The organism is Dyella nitratireducens (assembly GCF_014642835.1).
Classification (GTDB): Bacteria; Pseudomonadota; Gammaproteobacteria; order Xanthomonadales; family Rhodanobacteraceae; genus Dyella_B; species Dyella_B nitratireducens.
In genome coordinates, this window is the sequence record NZ_BMJA01000001.1 from 926,334 (window position 1) to 947,782 (window position 21,449).

Annotated in this window: 21 protein-coding genes; 2 read left to right on the forward strand and 19 right to left on the reverse strand. The window is 60.5% G+C overall.

All coding sequences use genetic code 11. From position 1 onward, the window contains the following. Positions 1-4: 4 nt before the first annotated feature. The 17 genes from IEX75_RS04370 to IEX75_RS04450 all read right to left on the reverse strand — a co-directional run bounded on the left by IEX75_RS04370 (position 5) and on the right by IEX75_RS04450 (position 18,668). Positions 5-1,213, reverse strand: coding sequence for an ABC transporter permease (locus IEX75_RS04370; RefSeq protein ID WP_188793009.1), 1,209 nt, complete (start codon positions 1,211-1,213; stop codon positions 5-7). Between the two features lie 9 nt (positions 1,214-1,222). Beyond that, positions 1,223-2,524 carry an ABC transporter permease gene (locus tag IEX75_RS04375; protein ID WP_188793010.1) on the reverse strand — a complete coding sequence of 434 codons (1,302 nt, stop codon included), beginning with the start codon at positions 2,522-2,524 and terminating at the stop codon, positions 1,223-1,225. A gap of 27 nt (positions 2,525-2,551) precedes the next feature. After that, entirely contained in the window at positions 2,552-3,805 is a 1,254-nt protein-coding gene (locus IEX75_RS04380; RefSeq protein WP_188793011.1) for an ABC transporter permease, read from the reverse strand. A gap of 12 nt (positions 3,806-3,817) precedes the next feature. Then, a complete protein-coding gene (locus IEX75_RS04385) occupies positions 3,818-5,143 on the reverse strand; it encodes an ABC transporter permease (protein WP_188793012.1) in 1,326 nt (441 codons plus the stop codon). 53 nt (positions 5,144-5,196) lie between these two features. Beyond that, entirely contained in the window at positions 5,197-6,423 is a 1,227-nt protein-coding gene (locus IEX75_RS04390; protein WP_308422102.1) for an ABC transporter permease, read from the reverse strand. 10 nt (positions 6,424-6,433) lie between these two features. Further along, positions 6,434-7,750 (reverse strand): ABC transporter permease, encoded by a 1,317-nt coding sequence (locus tag IEX75_RS04395; RefSeq protein WP_188794317.1) that lies wholly within the window; start codon positions 7,748-7,750, stop codon positions 6,434-6,436. A 40-nt stretch (positions 7,751-7,790) separates the two neighbouring features. Then, positions 7,791-9,023, reverse strand: coding sequence for an ABC transporter permease (locus tag IEX75_RS04400; RefSeq protein ID WP_188793014.1), 1,233 nt, complete (start codon positions 9,021-9,023; stop codon positions 7,791-7,793). 15 nt (positions 9,024-9,038) lie between these two features. After that, positions 9,039-10,349, reverse strand: a complete 1,311-nt coding sequence (locus IEX75_RS04405) for an ABC transporter permease (RefSeq protein WP_188793015.1) — start codon at positions 10,347-10,349, stop codon at positions 9,039-9,041. A gap of 40 nt (positions 10,350-10,389) precedes the next feature. Beyond that, the gene (locus IEX75_RS04410; RefSeq protein ID WP_308422103.1) at positions 10,390-11,625 is read right to left on the reverse strand and encodes an ABC transporter permease; all 1,236 of its coding nucleotides are present in this window, start codon (positions 11,623-11,625) and stop codon (positions 10,390-10,392) included. A 10-nt stretch (positions 11,626-11,635) separates the two neighbouring features. Further along, on the reverse strand, positions 11,636-12,955 hold the full coding sequence (locus tag IEX75_RS04415; RefSeq protein WP_188793017.1) for an ABC transporter permease: 1,320 nt from the start codon (positions 12,953-12,955) through the stop codon (positions 11,636-11,638). A 223-nt stretch (positions 12,956-13,178) separates the two neighbouring features. Next, the gene (locus tag IEX75_RS04420) at positions 13,179-13,901 is read right to left on the reverse strand and encodes an ABC transporter ATP-binding protein (RefSeq protein WP_188793018.1); all 723 of its coding nucleotides are present in this window, start codon (positions 13,899-13,901) and stop codon (positions 13,179-13,181) included. A 26-nt stretch (positions 13,902-13,927) separates the two neighbouring features. Further along, positions 13,928-15,199, reverse strand: a complete 1,272-nt coding sequence (locus IEX75_RS04425; RefSeq protein ID WP_188793019.1) for an efflux RND transporter periplasmic adaptor subunit — start codon at positions 15,197-15,199, stop codon at positions 13,928-13,930. 258 nt (positions 15,200-15,457) lie between these two features. After that, positions 15,458-15,778 carry a type II toxin-antitoxin system HicB family antitoxin gene (locus tag IEX75_RS04430; protein ID WP_188793020.1) on the reverse strand — a complete coding sequence of 107 codons (321 nt, stop codon included), beginning with the start codon at positions 15,776-15,778 and terminating at the stop codon, positions 15,458-15,460. 59 nt (positions 15,779-15,837) lie between these two features. Continuing rightward, positions 15,838-16,089, reverse strand: coding sequence for a toxin HicA (locus IEX75_RS04435; protein ID WP_188793021.1), 252 nt, complete (start codon positions 16,087-16,089; stop codon positions 15,838-15,840). 116 nt (positions 16,090-16,205) lie between these two features. Continuing rightward, positions 16,206-16,763: a hypothetical protein gene (locus IEX75_RS04440; RefSeq protein WP_188793022.1), complete on the reverse strand. Its 558-nt coding sequence runs from the start codon at positions 16,761-16,763 to the stop codon at positions 16,206-16,208. Positions 16,764-16,832: 69 nt separating this feature from the next. Further along, positions 16,833-17,045: a hemin uptake protein HemP gene (gene hemP, locus IEX75_RS04445; protein ID WP_423373132.1), complete on the reverse strand. Its 213-nt coding sequence runs from the start codon at positions 17,043-17,045 to the stop codon at positions 16,833-16,835. Between the two features lie 126 nt (positions 17,046-17,171). After that, entirely contained in the window at positions 17,172-18,668 is a 1,497-nt protein-coding gene (locus IEX75_RS04450) for an asparagine synthase-related protein (protein ID WP_188793023.1), read from the reverse strand. 11 nt (positions 18,669-18,679) lie between these two features. Between IEX75_RS04450 and IEX75_RS04455 the strand changes: the two genes are divergently transcribed. Continuing rightward, the gene (locus IEX75_RS04455; protein WP_188793024.1) at positions 18,680-18,877 is read left to right on the forward strand and encodes a hypothetical protein; all 198 of its coding nucleotides are present in this window, start codon (positions 18,680-18,682) and stop codon (positions 18,875-18,877) included. A 198-nt stretch (positions 18,878-19,075) separates the two neighbouring features. Further along, the gene (locus IEX75_RS04460) at positions 19,076-19,501 is read left to right on the forward strand and encodes a hypothetical protein (RefSeq protein ID WP_188793025.1); all 426 of its coding nucleotides are present in this window, start codon (positions 19,076-19,078) and stop codon (positions 19,499-19,501) included. Positions 19,502-19,555: 54 nt separating this feature from the next. Here the strand turns inward: IEX75_RS04460 and IEX75_RS04465 are convergent, their stop codons facing one another. Further along, positions 19,556-20,524, reverse strand: coding sequence for a potassium channel beta subunit family protein (locus tag IEX75_RS04465; RefSeq protein WP_188793026.1), 969 nt, complete (start codon positions 20,522-20,524; stop codon positions 19,556-19,558). A gap of 64 nt (positions 20,525-20,588) precedes the next feature. After that, positions 20,589-21,365 carry a hypothetical protein gene (locus IEX75_RS04470; RefSeq protein WP_188793027.1) on the reverse strand — a complete coding sequence of 259 codons (777 nt, stop codon included), beginning with the start codon at positions 21,363-21,365 and terminating at the stop codon, positions 20,589-20,591. Positions 21,366-21,449 lie beyond the last annotated feature (84 nt).

A 21,449-nucleotide genomic window follows, 5' to 3' on the forward strand; every position in this document is an offset into this window, starting at 1 on the left:
TCCCCTATATGGTCCGCGTTGCTTCCACTGGCGGTACGGAGGCGGCGCGCAAGGCCGGACCGAGCACGGCCAACTGGCCAAGCAGCCATAGCGCTGCAGCACCGCCACCCAGGTAATACCAAGGCATGCGGCTCACTTCGTAATGACGCATCAGATAGATGTTGATGGCGAAGGCCAGCACCAGGCCGAGCAACACCCCCGCGGTGCTCAGCAAAAAGTTCTCGGTCTGGAAGTAAGCCAGGATCTGTCGGCAGGAAGCGCCGACGGCGCGGCGTATGCCGATCTGCTTGCGGCGCTGTCCGACCCAGAAGCTGGTAAGGCCGACAATGCCCAGCGCGGTCACGGCCAGCATCACCACGCATACCAGCACGAGCATCCAGGCCAGATTGCGGCTGCCGGCAAAATAATCCGCGCGCACGTCGGCAAAGGTTTTCCCTTCCAGCACTGCGCCGGGCTCCAGCTTGCCGAGTGTTTGCATGGCCTGCTGCAAAACGTGGTCGCGATCGGCGGGATCGCTGCGCAAGATGTAGTTGTTCAATTCGGCACTGGGGCGCTGCGGAAAGAACACGCTGGAATATTTTCCGGACACGCCGGCGAAGCTCGGATCCTGCGCGATCACGTCGGCGACCACACCAATCACCGTCCAGGTATTGATGTCACTGTAGATTTGCTGCCCCAGCGCGCTCTGCCCCGGCCACCAGCGTTTGGCGTCGCTTTGATTGACCAGCACGACATGGCTGGCGGATTGATGGTTGGGCAGCAGTTCGCCCTGCGCGTATTCCTCGTCGGTGAAATAACGCCCTTGCAATAGCTTGAGCCCAAGGGCCTGCTCGGCGCCTTTGCCGATGAGATAGACCGAGCTGTTGACCTGTGGCTCCTCGTTCGGCTTGCTGGCAAAGCCGTTGAACATGGCGTCCGGCCCCAGAGGAGGCTCATTGATCGCCGCCACGGTTTTCACACCGGGCATCGCCCGCAAAGCGGCCACGTCGCGGGACACGCTATCGGCAGCCAGCCGGCCATCCAGGCCACCGATATGGATGACCGACACGCCTTGCTCATCGATGGCGTTCGGCGCACGCCCGTCGATCACGCATTGGGCGACCATGAACACGGCATTGCACAACACTGCACAGGCCAGCGCGATCTCCAGCACGATAAGCAAGGCCGGGACGCGATGCTTGTGCAGGCTGGCGAGAATCGGGCGGATTTCCATGCGTGATCCTCAGGCCGACTTCAGCTGCGGGGCGGGCGTCACGACACAGGCGCGCCATGCCGGCAGGATGCCGGCAACGAGGCTTGCCATCAGTGCCACGGCAAACGTGCACAAGAACATCTGGCCATTCAGATGCGCCAGACTGGCGTACTCGGCAGGTTGCTGGCGGATGCACCACAAGCCGAACAACGCAAACATCAAGCCCAGCCCGCCACCGACCAGGCCGATCAACCCGGCCTCCGCCATGAATTGCGCAAAGATCGCCGCGCGTGAAGCACCCAGGGCCCGCCGCACCCCAATCTCGTTCGTACGGCGCAAACATTTGGCCAGCAGCAGACCCACCGTGTTGACCATGCAGATCAGCAAAAAGCTGAAGGCAAGTCCGGTTTGCATGCGCACATTATCGGGAACCACCTGCTGGCTATCGAGCCATGGCATCAGGCCGGACAAGCCGATGCGCGATCGCTGGAAACGCCCCAGCGCAACCTGTTGCTCGGCGTAGCTGGCCAGAAAGGATTGGTACGCAGAGACTGCTGCCGCATCCGGCAATTGCACCCATAGCCCCAACCAGATAGTCGGCGAGTTCTCGATGACCTGCTTGTCACCGGCCGCGTAAGACATGCTGTTGATCGGATCCATGCCCGCCGCCCTGGCCGACTGCAATGGCAGGAACACCGCCTCACCCTTGCCGTAGTTGGGACCGCCCAGGTACAACGAATAGAAGCGAGGCTGCGGCGCCCAGTGCCGAAGCACGCCAATGATGCGGAAGTCCTGATCGTTGATGCGCAAACTGCGGCCGACACTGTTGGCGCCGCCGAACAGCTGATCATTGAGGTAGTCGGCGATCACCACCACCTTGGCGCGATTGTCGTCGTCCGCAGCGCTCCATCCGCTGCCATATTGAAATGGCGCCTCGAACATGCTGAAGAAATCAGCGGTGGCCATCACGCCATTGCTGAAGAATGGGCGTTGCTGCGTGGTCGTGGGTATCAGCTTGACCCGGGTCATCGCCATCGCCGCCTGGTGCTCGGCCCGATGTGCGTGCAGCAGATTCATGGCGTCGGTGTAGGTCGTCAGCCAGGGCAATTTGCCGCTGCGGGAGAACGGGCGATCCTTGGGATAGGGATCAAGCTGCACATAAAACAACTGCCCGCTCTTTTGCGGCAGCGGATCGCCGGACAGCAGCCGCAACACGGTGAGTGTCGTCATCGATGCGCCGATGCCAAGCGCCAAGGTGACCACCATCAAAAGGGTGAGCACCTTGTTGCGCTTGAAACTACGCAGCGCCAGATCGAGGTAGTAGCCCAGCATATCCTCGTTTCCCTCGCCTGGCTGGCGTCACGCCGCGCGCGTCGCCACCACCGGCGGCACATTCGACGCACGCCGCGCTGGTACGAAGACCGCGATCTGCCCTAGCGTCACCACCACGGCAAGACCAACCAGCACGTAGTAGGCCGGCATGCTCTCCATCTCGAACTTGCTCATCAGCAGCCGGTTCAATCCCACCGCCAAGGCAACGCCGACCACGGCGCCGCCACCGGCGATCATCAGATTTTCCAACTGGAAATAATGCAGGATGTCGATCTTCCTCGCGCCCAGCGCACGACGCACCCCGATCTGGCGGTGACGCTGGCCCACCCAGAAGCTGGTGAGGCCCACGATGCCGGCTGCCGTCACGGCGAGCAGGATCAAGCAGATCACGCCCATCAGCACCGCCATGCCGATATCCGCGCGATAGGCTTCGGCGCGAATATCCTTGAACGACTTGACGCTGTCGTCATCAAGCACACGCATGGGATTGACGGCGTACAACTTCGACGGCACCGCACGCATCACGTCATCGAGCCTCCCCGGCTTGGTGCGCACCGCATAGCGTGAAAAATTGGAATTCAAGCGAACCGGTTCGATGGTGGAATTCCACACGAAACTGCTGGCCCAACTGCTTACGGAAGGCACCTGCAAACGTTCCACCTCACCGATGACCGTGCTCGGCGTGCTCGAGCCATCCAGGTACACCACCTTGCCCACCGCATCGCTGTTTGGAAACAGCTTGTCGGCAAGCGGTTTGGTGATGATCACCAGATTCGCTTCGCTGGGATCACGGAATCCCTTGTTGGTCACGTCCGCGGCCGTGAAGTTGCGCCCGGCGATCAGATGCAGGCCCAGCGTCTTCATCAGGTTTTCGTCGCCAAAGTAATACGTCGTACGCGCATTGCCCGCGCGAAGCTCCGCGCCCGGCTTCAATGACATGGCGCCATTCCAGCTCGACGGGAACAGCGGCAGCGAATTGATCGGGGTGACGGACTCGACATCCGGCATCGAGCGCAGGGCACTGATATCCTCGTTCATCATGGCGTCGAGCTTCTGGATACTGGCCGGATCGTCGCCGTTCGGCGCACCCACCCACTGCTGGGTGATCATGAACAGATTGCTTTCATCCAGCCCGGTCGGGCGCTGCACGTTCTGGACACGCGCATAGATGATGAAGACCGCATTGCAGACAATGGCCAGCGTCAAGGCAATCTGCAGCGCGATCAGCACCACGCCCGCCTTGTGCTTGCGCAATGCCGCGATCATGGGATGCAAGGTCATGGCAGCGTCTCCTCAGTTCGTTTTCAGCTGCAGCGCAGGCTGCACGCGCGAGGCGCGGAAAGTGGGATAAAGCCCGGCCAGCATGGTGGCGATGATGGCCACTGCCAGGGTGAGCGCCAACAAATTCAGATCGACACGCGCGAGCGAGGCGATTTCCTTCGGCAGCACCCAACTTATGCCGTGGATACCGATCCAGGTCAGCAGCAGGCCGAGCACGCCGCCGGTCAGGCCCACCGTACCGGCCTCGACCAGGAACTGCGTATAGATGGCCATACGCGGCGCGCCCAGCGCACGGCGTACGCCAATCTCGGAACTGCGGCGCAGGAACTTGGCCAGCAGCAGGCCGGCGGTGTTCACCAGGCAGGCGATCAGCAGACCGAGCGCCACCACCAGGGATATCTTGGTGTCGCTCGGTACCACGTGCTCGGACTCCAGCCATGCCGGCAGATCACGCAAGCGGTTGTTCAAGGGCCAGTTGAATCGGCCGGACGCTTTCTGGTCGTTGAAATAGCCGTCCAGATAATTCTTGTAGGAAGACACGGCGGCCTTATCGTCCAGCTCCACCATGTAGGAAATCCAGACACAGGACGACTGCTGCAGGCCGACGAAGCCCGAGCCCTTCGGAATCTCCGAACAATTGGTGTTGCCATCGTTCTGCATATCGACGTCGATGGCGCGCGTAAACGGCAGGAACACATCTTCCTGGTCGGCGGTGAAGCCGCCGGTATTCACCACGTCGTAATACACCGGCTTGGGTGTCCAGTTATCCAGCACGCCGACGATGCGATAGTCCTTGCCATCGATGTCGAGCGTCTTGCCTACGCTGTTGTTGCCGCCAAACAACTTCTGGTTGAGCTTGGCGTTGATCACCACGACGGCGGCGCGTTGCGCATCGCTGTCGGCCGCCCAGGCGCTGCCATACTTGAACGGCACGTCCAGCATCGCGAAAAACTCGCTGTAGACCGCATGCCCGCCCACGTTGATCGGATGCATGTGCGCGTCAGGCGGCACGATCGATGGCGATACGCGATACATCGCGGACTGGTACTTGCCGCGATGGTCGCGCATCAAGGCAGTCGCATCGAGGTAGTCCATCGCATCCGGCGGATCGTTGTTGTTGGTCGCATCAAGACGGCCCTTGGGGCCCCACATATCGATCTGCGGTACGAACAGCCGCGACGATTTCCACGGAATCGGATCACCCGACACCGCGCGGAACACCGAATAGCTGGTCATGGACGCCGCCACCCCGAAGCCGACGATCAAGATCATCAACGCGGTGAGGCCCGGACTTCTTTTTAGACTTCTTATTGCCAGATCAAAGTAATAGCCAAGCATGTGCTATCTCCCCGTTTTCCGTTGAATATTCCTGCGCCAAAAAATGCCGTCCTTCATACCGATCGTGTTGCTTCCACCGGCGACACGCGCGATGCGCGCAGCGCAGGAGCCAGCACGGCCGCCTGCCCCAGCAACAACAGCGCCGCCACACCGGCCAACACGTAACCCGCACCAAGCCGGTCCATTTCAAACTGCTTCATCAGCCAGAGATTCAAGCCGATCGCCAACACGCCCCCCATCACCACGCCGGCGACGGCGATCAGCAGATTCTCGGTGAGGAAGTAACTGAGAATGTCGTGTTGCGTGGCGCCGAGTGCACGCCGCACGCCGATCTGCTTGCGGCGCTGGCCGACCCAGAAGCTGCTCAATCCGACAATGCCGGCGCCGGTAACCAATAGCAGCACCACACTGATGCCGCTCATCAGAATGGCCATGCCGCGATCATCGCGATAGGCCTCTTCGCGCACCTGCGCAAAGCTGCGCACACCATCCTTGGGGCTGATGACGCGCATGCGGTTGGCGGCGTACAGGGCGGCGCGGACATGCTGACGCACCTCGTCCAGCTGACCCGGCTGCACACGCACCACATAGTGCGTGATCGGCGTGAGCTGGCGATAAGGCACCAGCGTGGAGCAATCCGCCCATTTGGCCATGCTGTTGTCCACCCAGGGCGTACGCAGGCGGTCGACGACACCGATCACCATGCTTGGCGAGGCACTGATGTAGACAGGCTTGCCGATCGCCGACTCGTGCGGAAACATCTGCATCGCCAGCGCGCGCGTGATGATGATCACGGCAGGCCGCATATAACCTTTTCCATCGAGCAGACCGATCTCATCCGCACGGAAATTGCGCCCCTCCACCAATTTCAAGCCCAGCGTCGATAGCGTGTTCTCATCGCTGTAGTACGTCGCCGCACTGGTGACGTATTTGAGCTTTTCCGGTGAATGCCCCACGCCCATGACATTGCCGCCGTTGCCCAACGGATAGGCATTGGTGGCATAGACGTTCGCCACACCCGGCACGCGGCGCAGCGTGTCCAGATCCGCAGCGGTCAGCGATGCCATCTGATCGGCATTCGGTTTGCCTGCCCATTCATTGCCGATCACCAGCAAGCTGGCTTCGTCGATACCGCTGGGTTGCGACAGGCGCGCCAGCCGCGCCTGGACGATGAACAAGGCATTGCAGACGATCGCCAACGTCAGCGCAATTTGCGCGGCAATCAGCAAGGTGCCGGCCTTGTGGTGTCGAAGTGCAGCGAGAACGGGTCCAATCTGCATCGTCATCGCCTCAATTCGATTTCAGCTGCCACGCCGGCTGCACGTGCGCCGCGCGCCAGGTGGGATAGAACGCCGCAGCCACCGTCGCCACCAGTGCACACAGCAGGGTCAGACCCATCAGGCTCACGCTCATATGCGCCAGGCGTGCAATGTCCGGATCAAAAACCAGCCCAATGCTGAGCATGCCGATACCGGTAAACAGCAGACCTGCCACGCCGCCGGCAACCCCCACCATGGCGGCCTCGGCCAGAAACTGCAGCCATATTTCGCGACGCGACGCGCCCAGCGCACGGCGCACACCGATTTCGCCGGCGCGGCGCATGAATTTCGCTAGTAGCAAGCCCACCGTGTTCACCAGGCACACCAGGAAGAAACCCAGCGACAGCAGCAGGGACATGCGCGTTGCCGGTGGCACCACCTTTTCCTGCTGCAACCATTGGGTGAGATCGAACAATGCCGTCTTGGCCGGCCAGTGAAAGCGCCCCGCTCGATTCTGTTCGGCCACATAGCCTTGCAGATAGCCGCGATAGGCCTGCACGGCAGTACTGTCGGGCAGCTCGACCCAGAACGACACCCACGCGCAGCCCGAACGCAGCCAGCCATCCCAGCCGGGATCGCGCCCCGTCGTCCCGCGGCAAAGGTCGTTGCCGCTGGTGTCGGTGTGCGTATCGACGGCGTGCGTGAACGGCAGAATGAAATCCGGCGGATCGCTGAAGCCATCGTCATTGTTGACGTCGTAGAAACGCGGCCGGGGATTCCAGTCGGCCATGACCCCGACGATCCGATAATCGTGATCATCCAGCCGCAATGAGCGGCCCACACTGTTGGCGCCACCGAACACTTGTTGATTCAACTGGCTGCTGATCACTACGACGGCTGCGTGCGCATCATCCTGCGCGTGGTCCCAGCCGCTCCCATAAACAAAGGGCGCCTCGAACATGGGAAAGAAATCGGCATAAGCCGCATAACCGTCGACATGAAACGGTTCGCGCGAGACGTCATCCGGTATCAATGTATGGTTTATCGGATAGATCGCCGTTTGCCGCGCTCCCTTGCGATCGCGCATCAGCGCCATGGCGTCCGTGTAAGTGAGCGCATCCGGTATATCACTGCCATCGATGCGAGCCTGCGGTCCCCACGGGTCGATCTGCGGTACGAACAGCCGCGATGACTTGTCCGGCAACGGATTGGCGGATACCGCGCGAAACACGGCAAACGTCGTCATGGATGCAGCCACGCCCACGCCGATGGCCAGCACCATCAGTACGGTGAGCACCGGGTTGCGCCGCAGGCTGCGCAGTCCGAGCCGGAGATAGTAGGCAAGCATCCTGTTCTTCACTCCCCTTTCCGTTGGCGCGAATGCCGGCTCATGCGGGGCGCGTCGCTTCGATCGGCGGCACGCGCGATGCGCGCAGCGCCGGTGCAAAGACCGCGCCCTGCCCCAACAACAACAAGATCACGATGCCGCCCAGCACGTAGGTCAGCGGCAAGACGCTTAGCGTGAAACGCGTGACCAGCCAGAGATTGAGACCGAAGGTCAGCAGCACGCCGAGCGCCACGCCAGCCAGGCTGATCAGCAGGTTTTCCGTCATGAAGTAACTGAGGATGTCGCGGTGGGTGGCGCCGAGCGCGCGGCGCACGCCGATCTGCCGCCGCCGCTGCCCCACCCAGAAGCTGGTGAGGCCTACGATGCCGGCTGCCGTGATGGCCAGCAGCACCGCGCAGATGATGCTCATGAGAATCGCCATGCCACGGTCGCGCTCAAACGCACGATGGCGGACTTCGGCAAAGCTGAGCACACCATCCTTGGAATCGATCATGCGCATACGATTTTCCGCGTACAGCGCCTTGGGTGCTGCGCGCATGGCGGCCGTAAGCTGGCCCGGCTTGGTGCGCACGATGTAGTACCCGCCCCACGGCATGGCCATGCGAATGGGCACCACCATCGATTCCCCGGCGTAAGGCACGCTCCATGTACCCACGTCGGATCGTTGCAAGACATCCACGATGCCGACGATGGTGACGGGTGCACTGGTCATCGCGTAGAAGCTCTTGCCGAGCGCATCGCCATGCGGATACAGCTTGTCGGCCAACGGCTTGCTGACAATCGCCACCGAGGGATTCATTTTTTCGCGCAAGCCACGGCTCTGCACTTCGTCCGGACGGAAGTCGCGCCCGGCGATCAGCTTCTCGCCGAGGGCGCCGAGAAAATGCTCGTCGCCGGCAAAGTACGACGCGTCGGTCGTCTCCGTGCGCTGGTCCGGCTTCAAGGTGATCAAGTTATCCCAGCCGCCGCCCTTAAAGGGATACTGGTTGCTGGGGGTCACGTCCTGCACGCCAGGCACTTGGCGCAGCGCGGCTAGATCTTCCTGGATTCTCTCCAACGCCTCCTGCGTGGAGTACTGCTCTCCCCACAGGTTCTGTATCACGAATATGTTGGCTTCATCGACGCCGCTTGGTTCGTTCATGCGCGACAGGCGCTGATGGATGATGAATAGGGCGTTGCAGACGATCGCCAGGGTCAGCGCAATCTGCAGGGCGATCAGGATCGTACCGGCCTTGTGGCGGCGCAGCGCGGCGAGAATGGGCTGGATATCCATGAATGCTCCCCGGCCTCAGTTGGACTTCAATTGCCAGGCCGGCTGCACTTGCGCAGCACGCCAAGCGGGATAGAACGCTGCTGCCACCGTGGCGAAAATGGCCACCGCGAAAGTCAGCCCGATGAGCGATACATCCACATGTGCGAGTCGCGCTATGTCGGGTTCGAACAGCAGGCCCACGCCGGACATGCCGCCTATGGTCAACAGCAATCCCAGCAGACCGCCGGCCAACCCGACCGCTGCCGCCTCAACCAGGTATTGCGCATAGATTTCATGTCGGGTCGCTCCCAGCGCGCGGCGCACACCGATCTCGCCCGAGCGACGCATGAATTTCGCCAGCAACAACCCGACCGTGTTGACCAGGCAGATGACGAAGAAGCACATCGCCACGATCAGCGAAATGCGGCTCTCGGGCGGTACGACGTGCTGGACGTCAAGCCACTTCATGACATCGGGCAAGCGCACATTCGCTACCCAACCGAAACGACCGGCGCGCTGTTGGTCGGCGGAATAGCTTTCTAGGAATTGACGATAACGCGCAACATCGTTCGACGAGTCCAGTTCCACCCATGGCATCAGCCAGACACAATTGCTTTGCAGGAATTCATCCCAGCCGTTGTAAGTAATCGTTCCACGGCAGCTGTTCCTGCCGGCGTTATCGGCCCTCAGGTCCAGGGCACGATTGAGCACCAGATAAAAATCCGGCGGATCGTTAAAGCCGCTTTCGCCCCAAGCATCGTAAAAGCGCGGTGAGGGATCCCAGTGCTTGCTAACACCGACGATGCGGTAGTCATGTCCGGACAACGTGATGCTCTTGCCCACGCTGTTGGCACCGCCAAACATGCGCTGATTGAATTCCTGGGTCAGTACGATGTCGGCCGCACGGTTATCGTCTTCGGTGGCGTCCCAGCCACTGCCGTACAGGAAAGGCACATCGAACATCGTGAAGAAGTCAGCTGTGGCGGCAAAGCCCTGGGTCGATACCGGCACACTGTTGGCGTCATGCGGAAGGGCGGACAACATGACCTGGTATATCAGGGCCATGCGTGACGCCTGGTGCGCCTTCATCAAGGCCATCGCATCGACATAATTCAATGCGCCAGGCGGTTCGCCTTTTTCGTTGTATTGCGGTCCCCAGCTGTCGATCTGCGGCACGAACAGCCGCGAAGATTTTTCTGGAATCGGATCACCGGAAACGGCACGGAATACCGAGTAGGTAATCATCGACGCCGCCACGCCAAAACCGATCGCCATCACCATCAGTGCGGTGAGCATGGGGTTGCGCTTGAGACTGCGCACGCCGAGTTGGAAATAGTAAGTCAGCATGGATATCCGCTACTCCCCTTTCCGCTGATATGAAGTGTGTTCATGCCGTTCTCGTCGCTTCAATCGGCGACACGCGAGAGGCGCGCAACGCCGGGGCAAACACGGCACCTTGCCCAAGCAACAGCAACGCGATCGCCGCGACAAGCAAGTAGCTGCCCGACAAATACGCCACGCCGTAATGCGTCACCATCCACAGATTGATGCCGATGGCCAACAACGTGCCGACGACGATGCCGCCCACCGCAATCAGCAGGTTCTCGGTCATGAAATAGCTGAGAATGTCGCCCTGCGTTGCCCCCAATGCACGCCGAACGCCGATCTGCCGACGCCGCTGGCCGACCCAGAAACTGGTGAGGCCGACGATGCCTGCCGCGGTAATCGCAAGCAGTACCGCGCTGACGATCACCAGGAGAACGGCCATGCCGTAGTCGCGCTCGTAGGCTTTCGCGCGTACCTTTGCAAAGGTCACTTCCCCATCGTTGGCGTAGAAGATGCGCATGCGGTTCTGCGCAATCAGTGCTTTCGGGGCCTCGCGCATCGCCGCGGCGAGCTGCCCAGGACGAGCGCGGATCAGGTAATGGATATAGCCGCTGCCGACCTCCCGCATGGGCACGAGCACGGCGTTGTAGGCAAAGGCATTGTCGTCGCTGTCCATCATGTGCGACTGCAAGGTGTCGCTGATGCCGATGATTGTGGACGGCGTATTGTTGTTGGTGGCGTAGATCTGCTTGCCGAGTGCATCGCCCTTGGGGAAAAGCAAGGTCGCCAGATCTTTGCTGACGATAATCACGGGCCATGAAGCCATGGTTTGGATCGAGAGCGCCTGAACTTCGTTGGCCGTAAAGTTGCGCCCCGCGATCAACTTCACGCCCAGGGTATTGAGCGTGTGATCATCCGACAGATAGATCGACGAGTCCGTGGTCATATGGATCTGATCCGGCTTCATGCGGATGATGTTGTCCCAGCCGCTGCCGTGAAGCGGAAAGCTGTTGAGCGCCGTCGCATCCTCCACGCTGCCAAGCTGAAGCAGGGCATCCAGGTCGGCTTGAATTTGCACCGCCGTCTCATGGTCGGACAGGTTGCCCGCCCATACATTGGATATCACGAAAAGATTGGTTTCATTCACACCCGACGGACGGCTGACGCGAGCCATGCGTCCATGGATGATGAACAGCGCATTGCACACAATCGCCAGCGTCAAGGCGATTTGAAATCCGATCAGAATGGTGCCTGCCTTGTGGCGGCGCATCGCGGCGAGTATGGGCTTGATCTGCATCGTCATCGCCTCAGTTGGACTTCAGCTGCCACGCCGGCTGCACTTGCGCCGCGCGCCAGGTCGGATAGAACGCGGCGACAACCGTGGTCAATACCGCCACGACGAGCGTCGTGACCAACAGCGATACGTCAATGTGCGCCAGCCTCGCCACGTCCGGCTCGAACAACAAGCCGACGCCCTGCATGCCCGCCACGGTCAGCAACAGGCCCAGCACGCCACCCGCCAGCCCGACGGCAGCGGCCTCCATCAAGAACTGTGCATACACTTCGCGGCGGGTTGCACCGAGCGCACGGCGCACGCCGATTTCCGACGAGCGGCGCATGAATTTGGCAAGCAGCAGGCCAATGGTATTGACCAGGCAAATGATGAAGAACCCGATCGACACGAACAATGAAATGCGGCTTTCCGATGGCACTACTTTCTTGTATGCCATCCATTCGGTCACATTGCGCAGACGTACGTTAGGCGCCCAGTGGAAGCGTCCAGCTCGCTGCTGTTCGGCGGCGTAAGCCACAAGAAACGTTTTGTATTGCTGCGCATCGGCCTGGGTCGGCAATGCCGCCCAGAACGGAATCCAGGCACATTCGCGATGCAGCCATTCTTCATCGCTTGAGAAATGCATCGGAGGACCACCGCAATTATTGCGTCCCGTCATGCCGACGCGCAGGTCGATGGCCCGATTGAAAACGATGAACACCTGGGGCGGATCGGGATAAAACTCCATGCCGTCGTAGGCGTCGTAATAGCGCGGCTTCGGATCCCAGTGGTTCGTCACGCCCACGATGCGATAGGTATGCATAGCCAGCGTGACATCGCGGCCGACACTGTTGGCGCCGCCGAACAGTCTCTTGTTCAGCTCGTTGCTGATCACGGCGACGGACGCATGCGCGTCGTCATCGGCATTCGTCCATGGCGAACCGTATTGGAATGGCACGTCGAACATCGTGAAGAAATCGGCGCTGGTGGCGTAGCCATAGGCCGTGATCGGGAGATCGTTGGGGTTCTGTGGTAGCACGGAAGGCCCGATGTCGTACAGCAAGGTTTGATGCGGCGCCTTGTGGGCCTGCATCAGTGCGACGGCATCGGTGTAGTTGAGCGCTTCCGGCGGCTCGTTGGGTGGATCGTCGTATTGCGGGCCGCGGTCATCGACCTGCACGTTGTAGAGCTGGCTGGATTTCCACGGAATGGGGTTACCCGATACCACGCGGAATACCGACCAGGTGATCATGGAAGCGGCCACGCCAAAAGCGATGGCCATCACCATCAACGCGGTGAGCACAGGATTGCGCTTGAGGCTGCGCAGACCGAGTTGGAGGTAGTAGGCGAACATGCGTATCTCTGGCGAAGCCTGTTTAACGTGTCGTAATTCCACGTATCTCCATGGCCGTCATTCCCGCGAAAGCGGGAATCCATCTTGCTCTGATGCATCCTTGAATATGGATTCCCGCTTTCGCGGGAATGACGGCCTGCTGGATAACGTTCATCATGGCCAGTGCCGCTGCGTCGAAAACGGTCGACACTGAACCCTCCCCTGCACGCAGGGGAGGGAGTTATCAGCCCCGTACTTGTCCCGCCGCCGCGGCATACGCGGTGTGGAAGCGCGGATCCTCCGCCAAATCCACCACCTGACCATCGATGATGTGCACGTTGCGCTGCGCACGCGCCGCCAATTCCGGATCGTGCGTCACCATCACGATGGTGGCGCCATCGCGGTGGATTTCTTCCAGCAGCTCCATCACGCCGCGCGCCATCTGCGTATCCAAATTACCGGTCGGTTCGTCGGCGAGCAGCAAGCGCGGGCTGCCGGCGAGTGCACGCGCAATCGCCACGCGCTGTTGCTGACCGCCGGACAGTTCGGCCGGATAGTGCTTGGCGCGCGAAGCCAGGCCAACGCGTTCCAGCGCACCCATGATGCGTTCCTTGCGCTCCGGTGCCTTCATGCCGCGGTAGCGCAGCGGTACTTCCACGTTGTCGAACACATTGAGGTCGGGAATCAGGTTGAAGGCCTGGAAGATGAAGCCGATCTTTTCGTTGCGGATCTTCGAGCGCGCGTTGTCGTCGAGGTTGCTGACGTCGAGGTTGTCCAAGTGATACGTGCCGCCGGTGAAGGTTTCGAGCAAACCGGCGATGGTGAGGAAGGTGGTTTTGCCCGAACCGGACGGACCGGTCACGGCGACGAATTCGCCTTCCTTCACGTCGATATTGAAATCGCGAAGCGCGTAGGTTTCCACCACTTCGGTGCGGTAGACCTTGGAGAGGTGCGTCATTTTCAGCATGGTGTCATTCCTTCTGGGTTTGGCCATTAACGGCTTATCACGACGCGCTGCGCGCCTTTGAAGTTGTCGGTACCGGAGATCACGATGTTGTCGCCTTCTTTGAGCCCATCGAGGATCTCCACCTTGTCGATGCTGCTTTCGCCTGCACGGATCGGCGTCTTGGTGGCGATGCCATCGCGCACGACGTACGCATAGCTGCCGCCGGATTCGTCCACGAAGGAACCGCGTTGCACAGTGAGTACGTTGTCGCGGTGGTCGAGCAGGATGCGCACGGACAGGCGCTGGTTCTGGCGCAGCTGCTTGGGCGTGCCGCCTTCGAAGCGTACGCGTGCTGCCACTTCGCCATTCACCACTTCCGGCGAGATCGCACTGACCAGGCCTTTCCAGGTATTGCCGTTGCCGCTGATTTCGCCACCCATGCCGACAGCGAGGTCGCGTGCAAAACTTTCCGGCACCTTCACTTCCACTTCCAGCGCAGAGAGATCGATCACGCTGAGCAGTTGTGCATCCTTGGCTACGGTTGCGCGTTCGGCGATGAACAACTGGCCCACCTGGCCATCCACCGGCGAGCGCACATTGAGGTTGTCGACTTGACGCTGCAGATCCTGGACCATCAGCACCTGACGGTCGTGCGCAAGCTTCTTGGCCTTGATGTCGAAGACGCCGGTGTCGTTACCCAGATTCAGGTCGCCCTGCGCATGCGCCAGTGTGATCTTGGCTTTCTCCAGCGCGTCGTTGGCCCTGTCCACTTCCATCTGCGGCACGCCGCCGAGCTTGTAGGCGTTGTCGTAACGCTGATAATCACGCGCAGCGGTTTCTTCGTCGATCTTGGCGTTGTCGTACGCCTTCTGCATTTGGGACTGCTTCTGGCGCGCGTCGATCTGCGCGCGTTGATAATCCACTTCCATCGCATCGGCGTTGGACTCTTCCTGGGCGAGCTTGTTGATCAGCTCCGGGCTGTCGATCACCGCCAGTATCTGCCCTTTCTTCACCGTGTCGCCAGCATGCACTTTCAGTGTGACGGCGCCGCCGTAGGTGGCATACATCGTCGGGCTCACCGCCGCCACCACCTGGCCTTCGGCCGCGATGTCGCGCACGAAGGGGCCACGTTCCACGGTGGCGAATGCCAGCCTGGATGCGCTGACCGAGGAGTCGGCGGAAAAAAGACGCGTGACGCCGGGCAGGAAGAACGCCAATGCGATCACGACGGCCACCGCACCGCCGATCCACAAGAGCTTCTTCTTGGGATTGGACTTGACCTCGATCAGTTTGTCCTGGGCGGAAGTGTCACGAATCATGGATGTGGTCCTTGGCCGCGGACAGTGCGGCCCCACACCAGGATGAGCAATCCGCGTGCCAGCGCGCGGACGGTAAATTACCGAATTAATTTCAATGGCTTACCCAGGCAAAAGCATCGGACCCTGCTGTCCGCGGACACTCGCCGGACAGTGGACAGACGCTCGAGGCGGAGGTTGGGTTTTACACCCCGACCTGCACGCTTGCTGCGGGCAGTTGGATCCTGGCCCGGTCTCTACTTACGCGCTTGACGGCACTCATCATCCGGCAAGCTTGTAGCTGGCGAGCCGGTTGAGGCTGATGCCTTGTTCGGCGGCTTGAATGGCGAGGTGGCGATGCAGCTCGCTGGGAATGCGCACTCGGAACTCACCGCTATAGCGCTTATCGGCAATCGGCTCAGGAATTTCTTCGCCCGATGCCCGCATATCCTCAACGGCTTCGGCAACTACTTTGCGAATGCCTTTCAATGCCGCCTCAGGCGTTCCTGCAAGCCAGGAGAGGCTGGGAAATTCAGCACACAATCCCACGTGCTCGCCGTCGTCCGGCGACCAGGTGACACGGTAGGTGTAATGATCATTCACGGTTACTTCTCCTGAGATTTTGCTTTTCGCCACGTAGCCGTACTCGCTCCTTTCCTTAGTCACTTCCTGAGCTCCTTGAGCTTCTCAATGGCAAGCAGTACCTGCTTGACCTGATACGCCTTGGCTTTTCCGCGTGCATTCTGGATGTTGATCCGCGGATCACCGGTCCATGGCGTCTTGTAGACCGCGTGGCTGGTTCCATGCTGGCGAGGTTTGCCAAAGAAATGCGTACACAGCTTTTGAAGGTCGCTGAACTGGACATTGGCCGGTTGGCGCTTCATGTCTTCCATGAGGGCGTCGAGCTTCTCCATGGACAGATGGTGCCAATAATGGAACCGCTTGGCAATCGCTCTGCAGTAACCGCGACAGACCTACGAGAGCATTGCCCGCCCACATCCGCTGCGGGCAGTTGGGAGATGGAAAGCACTTAGGGAATAAGCACGGCAGATTCGGCGTGTGCAATACGGTTGGCGATGCGACCACCGAGTTGCGACAACACGGGTGAAGCGTCCTGTTCCAGCAGCATCAAGCCGGCAACTTCGCGCAGGTGAAAGCTCACCACGCTGGCACAGCCGGGCCGCCAGGGTTGCGTATCGGAAGGCGGAGAAACGGCGGCGCAGGCTGCGGTCAAGGCATCCCAGGCGAGATAGTCCGTATCCGGCAGCAAGTGCCACCGCGCTCGTGTACGGCCGCACACATCGACACACTCGCACCATTCGCGCGGGCCGTCGTCAGTGACCACGCTGACGGCAATCAGCCAGTGCGCACTCAGCAAGGGCAGGAAAGCGCACTGCGCCAACAGTCCTTGCGGCAAGTCGTCCAGTGTGGCCAGGTTCGATGCCGCATGCAGATAAAGCACGCTGCCGAGTCCTGGCAACGCTTCGATCAATGCACGCGGCGTGATACGCCGGGCACGCCGCGACACCACGGTGTGCGGCGCGCGGCGGCAAAGCGAAGGGGAATGAGCGGCGAGCCAGCCGAACATGGCGATCTCCTGCGTGAGACCCGGCTGGCATACGTGCTGGCGGAACGGGTTGGACGATGTTCTGAGGAATTACTTGGTAAGGATCAGCTTGCCGTTACGCGTGAGGCGCAAATGGTATTCGCTGCCCATGTGCTGGATGACGAGCTCGCGCTCGCCCGCCAGCAGGCGCTGGCTGGAAATGCGGCGAAGCGGTGTCGCCGGGGTGCCGGGTTCGGCCGTGCTGGCCAGCATCGGTGGCTGCGGCAAACGGGAAAGGGTGAGTAGCGTGCCGGTAGTGGACATGACTGGACTCCATCGTCGGGTAACGATTGAATGATAATGATTCTCATTTGTGAGTCAAGCCGGTATTCGTCGCCATGAGCGGATCCCGGCCGACGGAACGGTTTCCCCCAGGCAGGCGCCCTTCGCCTAGGAAATCACCGGCGACATGGCATCGTCACCGCCGGCGCTCACCGCATGGCGCATACGGCTGAGCAGCCATGGAAGCGTCACCGCAAGCAGGTAGAACTTGGACGCGAAGAATTTGTTGCCCAGACAATGGCGATGCTCCTCCAGCCATGTCGCTGCACCCGGCAACACCGCCCGTGCTTGCAGGGCAAAAGCATGCACTTGTTCGAAGCGTTGCCGTGCCAGGCCTGGCACGTTGAAACGGAATGAACCTTTGTTCTGCACATAGGGCAGACGCTGAAAGCGCTGCGCGATATAGCGACGCTGCAGTACCTTGTTCAGACCACCCGGGCCGATAAGGCGGTCATCCGGAACCTCGTTGAAGATCCACTCGCACAGCGGCTTGTCGCAATACGGATAAGCCATGCGCAAACCCATCGCCTTCGCGGAATACATGCTTTTGGCGAACCCGCCCGCTTCCAGCATGACAAGGACGATACGCCGCACGCCCTCCGCCGACCGCGCGGCGCGCACATCGTCCTGGAAAACGTCCATGCGCTTGCGCGAGTGCGTGGATGCGTTCCAGCCAAACAACCCGTTCACTTCGTGGTCGCTGAAACGCGAACCCGGGATATGACGCTCGAACCGGTTCATTTGCAGGCTGGCAAGCGCAAAGCAAAGTTTGAAGTTCTGGCGAATGAAGGGATATGTGAGCCATGCGCCGGGTATGGGCGCCTGCCTTGCCAGCCCTATGATCAGATGGTCTCGCAGATGCATGGGCACGCCGAAGAACAGATCCACGCCCATGCCATCGATGATGCCATCGCCTTGCTGCCGGCCGATTTCGGTTGCCAGGTCGGCATACGACAACAGAGCAAAATCCGCGGTCAGCAGAGGCATGCGCGGCACCATGGCAAGGTAACGGTCGTACGCGCGCCCCGGATCACATACCAAGGCTTCATGCCGCAGGCCAAGCTGGCGTGCGACAAAACGCGCCGACGCGACTTCGTTCTCCTCCCGTCCACCCAGATAGGTGAGACAGGTCGTGTCCGGACGCACGTCAGCGACGGCAATCGCCACGGAGGTGGAATCCTTGCCGCCGCTCTGCAAAAACCAGGGAGCCTTGAGGCTGGCCGTGCTTCGTTGCACGGCCTGTGAGAGCAACTGGTGATAAGTCCGCAGCAGGGTTTCGTCGCTTACGGTGTGGGAGAGAGGCCGCGCGGCAGCCAGCACAGACTGATAGACGAAATGAAAGCGCAACTCGTCTTCCCTGTCCTGCTGCGTGGCGAAGCCGGTCGTCATGATTTTTACGTCACGATAGATCGTGTGCGGCGGGTAGACGAAGGAATTTCGCAGCAAGTCGGCAAGCGAAACCATGTCGATCGATGCGCTCGCCGCCGCATCGGCGGTATCCAGGACAGAAAAATCCACGTCCCCGGCGTAAGGACTGGCGCGTATGTGCGTTTGCTTGAAGAGGGACGATGCTACGTACGGCCATTCGCGCGGCGACATATTCATGGGAGCACCTGATGGATTCAGCGGCACACAGTCGCTGGCACGCTGACGTACCGCGCGCTACAAAACTCAAGACCGGCCTGATCGGCGTTGTATTCCAGCTAAGCAATACGCATACCGTTCCCTGCCCTGCCGTCGTCGATGAGCGAGCAGTGAGTGCTGCCAAGCAAGACGCGACACCATCAGGTAATCCGAAGGTCGGTGCCTGCTGACGGAAAAAAGGTTGCGTTCGCATGGTGCGTGCTCAATAAGGAACGCGGCAAGCAACGAACGATCACGTTTAGCACACGCAATCTGGCCCGGTTTTTTTTAATCTGTCACGGTTTTTTTCGTGATCGCGCGCGCATCTTGCCAAGCGTTCGAGGCTTAGCATCCCGCCGCCGCATAGTGCGGCCAACGAGGAGAGCAGCATGAAACGTCTAGCATTAGCAGGTTTGTGCGCATTGTTGTTTGCGGGCCATGCGATGGCTCAGACGACGTGCTCCAATGCCACGCTCACAGGCACTTATGCCGGCATTAGCACGTCAGGAACTCTTGCTGGGTTATTGGGCGCCACGGCCATCCCCATTTATATCGAAGCGCAGGTCAAGTCCAACGGTACCGGCACGGCCACTGCCAACATCAACTACACCACTGTCGGTGGTGCCGTGAGTTCGGGAACGACTGAATCGGTCACCTTCACCATCAATAGCGACTGCAGTCTCACCGGCTCAGCGGTTATCGCAGGCATACCGGCAACATTGGTGGGTCACATTAACCCTTCCGGCGACACGGCTTATGTTGTCAGCCAAACAGTCGGGATCGGACTCAACGGGGTGTTGCACAAGGTCGATTGAAGTTTTAAAAGCGAGAGCGGCAGCAGCCGCTCTCGTTCTGCTCCAAGCAGATCATCAAGCCAGCACCTGCTCGATCCTTTCTTTCAAAGCCAGGTCAAACCGCGGCAACAGTTCCAGCGCACCCAGGTTTTGCTCCAGCTGTTCCTTCTTGCTTGCGCCCAGCAACACCGTCGACACGTTCGGATTGGCCAGACACCACGCGATCGCAAGTTGCGCCGGCGTGGCACCGACTTCTGCGGCAATCGCAGGCAGATGCTTTACCTTCTCCACGCGCTCTTCACCCTCGCCCAGCACCAGATCGCGCAACCACTCGTAACCCGGCTGCGTGAGGCGTGAGCCGTCCGGAACACCCTGGTTGTATTTGCCGCTCAACAAGCCTGATGCCAGCGGCGACCAGGTCGTGGTGCCCATGCCATAGCTGGCATACAGCGGCGCGTATTCGTGCTCCACACGTTCGCGGTGCAGCAGGTTGTACTGCGGCTGTTCCACCACCGGCGCATACATGTGCATGGCTTGCGCGATGCGGTGTGCTTCGTGAATCGCTGCAGCGGGCCATTCGCTGGTGCCCCAGTACAACACCTTGCCTTGGCGGATCAGCGTATCCATCGCCGCGACGGTTTCCTCAATCGGCGTTTCCGGATCGGGGCGATGGCAGAAATAAAGATCAAGATGCCCCACGCGCAAACGTTCCAGCGCCTGATGGCAAGCCTCGATCACATGCTTGCGCGACAAGCCGCGCTGCGTAGGCCGTGGCTTTTCTGCCGCACCGAAATACACCTTGCTCGAAACGCAATAGCTGTCGCGCGGAAAGCGAAGATCCGCCAACACGTCGCCCATCAGGCGCTCGGCGTCGCCGTGGTTGTAGGTTTCGGCGTTGTCGAAAAAGTTGACGCCGTGATCCCAGGCCATCGCCAGCAAGTCGCGCGCATCGGATCGGCCGACCTGGCGGCCGAACGTCACCCATGCACCGAAGGACAGCGCGGATAGCTGCAAACCGGTGCGGCCAAGACGACGGTATTGCATGGGGGGCTCCTTATTTTCTTGGCCGCCGCTCCTGCGAAAGCGGAAATGACGGCCCCGACTTCAATCAGTGAATCTGGAAATCAGTGATGATGCTGTCAACGGTCCGCTGCTGATTATGCGAACGCAGTGTGACAGCCACGGCATATTTATCGAGATACGCCAGCGTTACCTTGTCGGTCTCGATGCCGTTGGTGTCGATGACCCGGCAGTTCAATTCAATCGCCTGTCCGTCGATGGATGGGTTGAGCCGCGAAGCGCTGTAGCTTTTACCACTGTCACACAGGAACTGGCCTGGGTCCTGGAAGGTTTGGCCGCCCGTCATGCCATAGAGGTAGACGAAGGCGAAATGACCGCTGCTGCCGGTATCGAAGCGCAGCAGCTTGCGCGCCGCCTGTACGGGCGGAATGGTGTTGGCCTGCGGGGGAATGCCTTGCGTCAAGAACGGCAAATAGCCGCGATAAGTAAGCTCAAGCTGTGTCGCGACGGTATTGCCCTTGTCGTCCTGCACGGCTTCTATGCGACGCACCAGGCCGTGGCCGGCGTTTTCCAACGTCATCGCCGTGCTGAATTTGGAAGGTTGCTGGTGATCGGGTGACGTGACCGTATCACTGGTATGCAGGGTGATTTTCGTGAATGGCACGGGCGCGAGCTTCGCTTGCGTGATCGCGGCTTGCACATCGGGGGTAAGCGCGTCGAAGCTGAAGTGCTGCGTGAGATACGCCGACGCATCCGCCGCAGGGGCCTGCGGCGGCGGCGGCACCGCGTCTTGTGCGTGCGCGGCACCCGCGGCCACGAGCAGTGAAACGATCGCCGAGGCCGTCAGCCTTTTCGTCCATGCCATGCCCATGGCTGCTCACCTTAAGTGCTTGAAGAAGCGCCTACGATAACAAGGTCATCGCATATTCCGTTAGCCGCAAGCTGTTGC

What these genes read in the sequence shown, in the direction of transcription:
- IEX75_RS04370 (WP_188793009.1), bottom strand. Translation starts at nt 1,213, where the DNA reads ATGGAAATCCGCCCGATTCTCGCCAGCCTGCACAAGCATCGCGTCCCG.
- IEX75_RS04375 (WP_188793010.1), bottom strand. Translation starts at nt 2,524, where the DNA reads ATGCTGGGCTACTACCTCGATCTGGCGCTGCGTAGTTTCAAGCGCAAC.
- IEX75_RS04380 (WP_188793011.1), bottom strand. Translation starts at nt 3,805, where the DNA reads ATGACCTTGCATCCCATGATCGCGGCATTGCGCAAGCACAAGGCGGGC.
- IEX75_RS04385 (WP_188793012.1), bottom strand. Translation starts at nt 5,143, where the DNA reads ATGCTTGGCTATTACTTTGATCTGGCAATAAGAAGTCTAAAAAGAAGT.
- IEX75_RS04390 (WP_308422102.1), bottom strand. Translation starts at nt 6,423, where the DNA reads ATGCAGATTGGACCCGTTCTCGCTGCACTTCGACACCACAAGGCCGGC.
- IEX75_RS04395 (WP_188794317.1), bottom strand. Translation starts at nt 7,750, where the DNA reads ATGCTTGCCTACTATCTCCGGCTCGGACTGCGCAGCCTGCGGCGCAAC.
- IEX75_RS04400 (WP_188793014.1), bottom strand. Translation starts at nt 9,023, where the DNA reads ATGGATATCCAGCCCATTCTCGCCGCGCTGCGCCGCCACAAGGCCGGT.
- IEX75_RS04405 (WP_188793015.1), bottom strand. Translation starts at nt 10,349, where the DNA reads ATGCTGACTTACTATTTCCAACTCGGCGTGCGCAGTCTCAAGCGCAAC.
- IEX75_RS04410 (WP_308422103.1), bottom strand. Translation starts at nt 11,625, where the DNA reads ATGCAGATCAAGCCCATACTCGCCGCGATGCGCCGCCACAAGGCAGGC.
- IEX75_RS04415 (WP_188793017.1), bottom strand. Translation starts at nt 12,955, where the DNA reads ATGTTCGCCTACTACCTCCAACTCGGTCTGCGCAGCCTCAAGCGCAAT.
- IEX75_RS04420 (WP_188793018.1), bottom strand. Translation starts at nt 13,901, where the DNA reads ATGCTGAAAATGACGCACCTCTCCAAGGTCTACCGCACCGAAGTGGTG.
- IEX75_RS04425 (WP_188793019.1), bottom strand. Translation starts at nt 15,199, where the DNA reads ATGATTCGTGACACTTCCGCCCAGGACAAACTGATCGAGGTCAAGTCC.
- IEX75_RS04435 (WP_188793021.1), bottom strand. Translation starts at nt 16,089, where the DNA reads ATGGAGAAGCTCGACGCCCTCATGGAAGACATGAAGCGCCAACCGGCC.
- IEX75_RS04440 (WP_188793022.1), bottom strand. Translation starts at nt 16,763, where the DNA reads ATGTTCGGCTGGCTCGCCGCTCATTCCCCTTCGCTTTGCCGCCGCGCG.
- hemP (WP_423373132.1), bottom strand. Translation starts at nt 17,045, where the DNA reads ATGTCCACTACCGGCACGCTACTCACCCTTTCCCGTTTGCCGCAGCCA.
- IEX75_RS04450 (WP_188793023.1), bottom strand. Translation starts at nt 18,668, where the DNA reads ATGAATATGTCGCCGCGCGAATGGCCGTACGTAGCATCGTCCCTCTTC.
- IEX75_RS04455 (WP_188793024.1), top strand. Translation starts at nt 18,680, where the DNA reads ATGGATTCAGCGGCACACAGTCGCTGGCACGCTGACGTACCGCGCGCT.
- IEX75_RS04460 (WP_188793025.1), top strand. Translation starts at nt 19,076, where the DNA reads ATGAAACGTCTAGCATTAGCAGGTTTGTGCGCATTGTTGTTTGCGGGC.
- IEX75_RS04465 (WP_188793026.1), bottom strand. Translation starts at nt 20,524, where the DNA reads ATGCAATACCGTCGTCTTGGCCGCACCGGTTTGCAGCTATCCGCGCTG.
- IEX75_RS04470 (WP_188793027.1), bottom strand. Translation starts at nt 21,365, where the DNA reads ATGGCATGGACGAAAAGGCTGACGGCCTCGGCGATCGTTTCACTGCTC.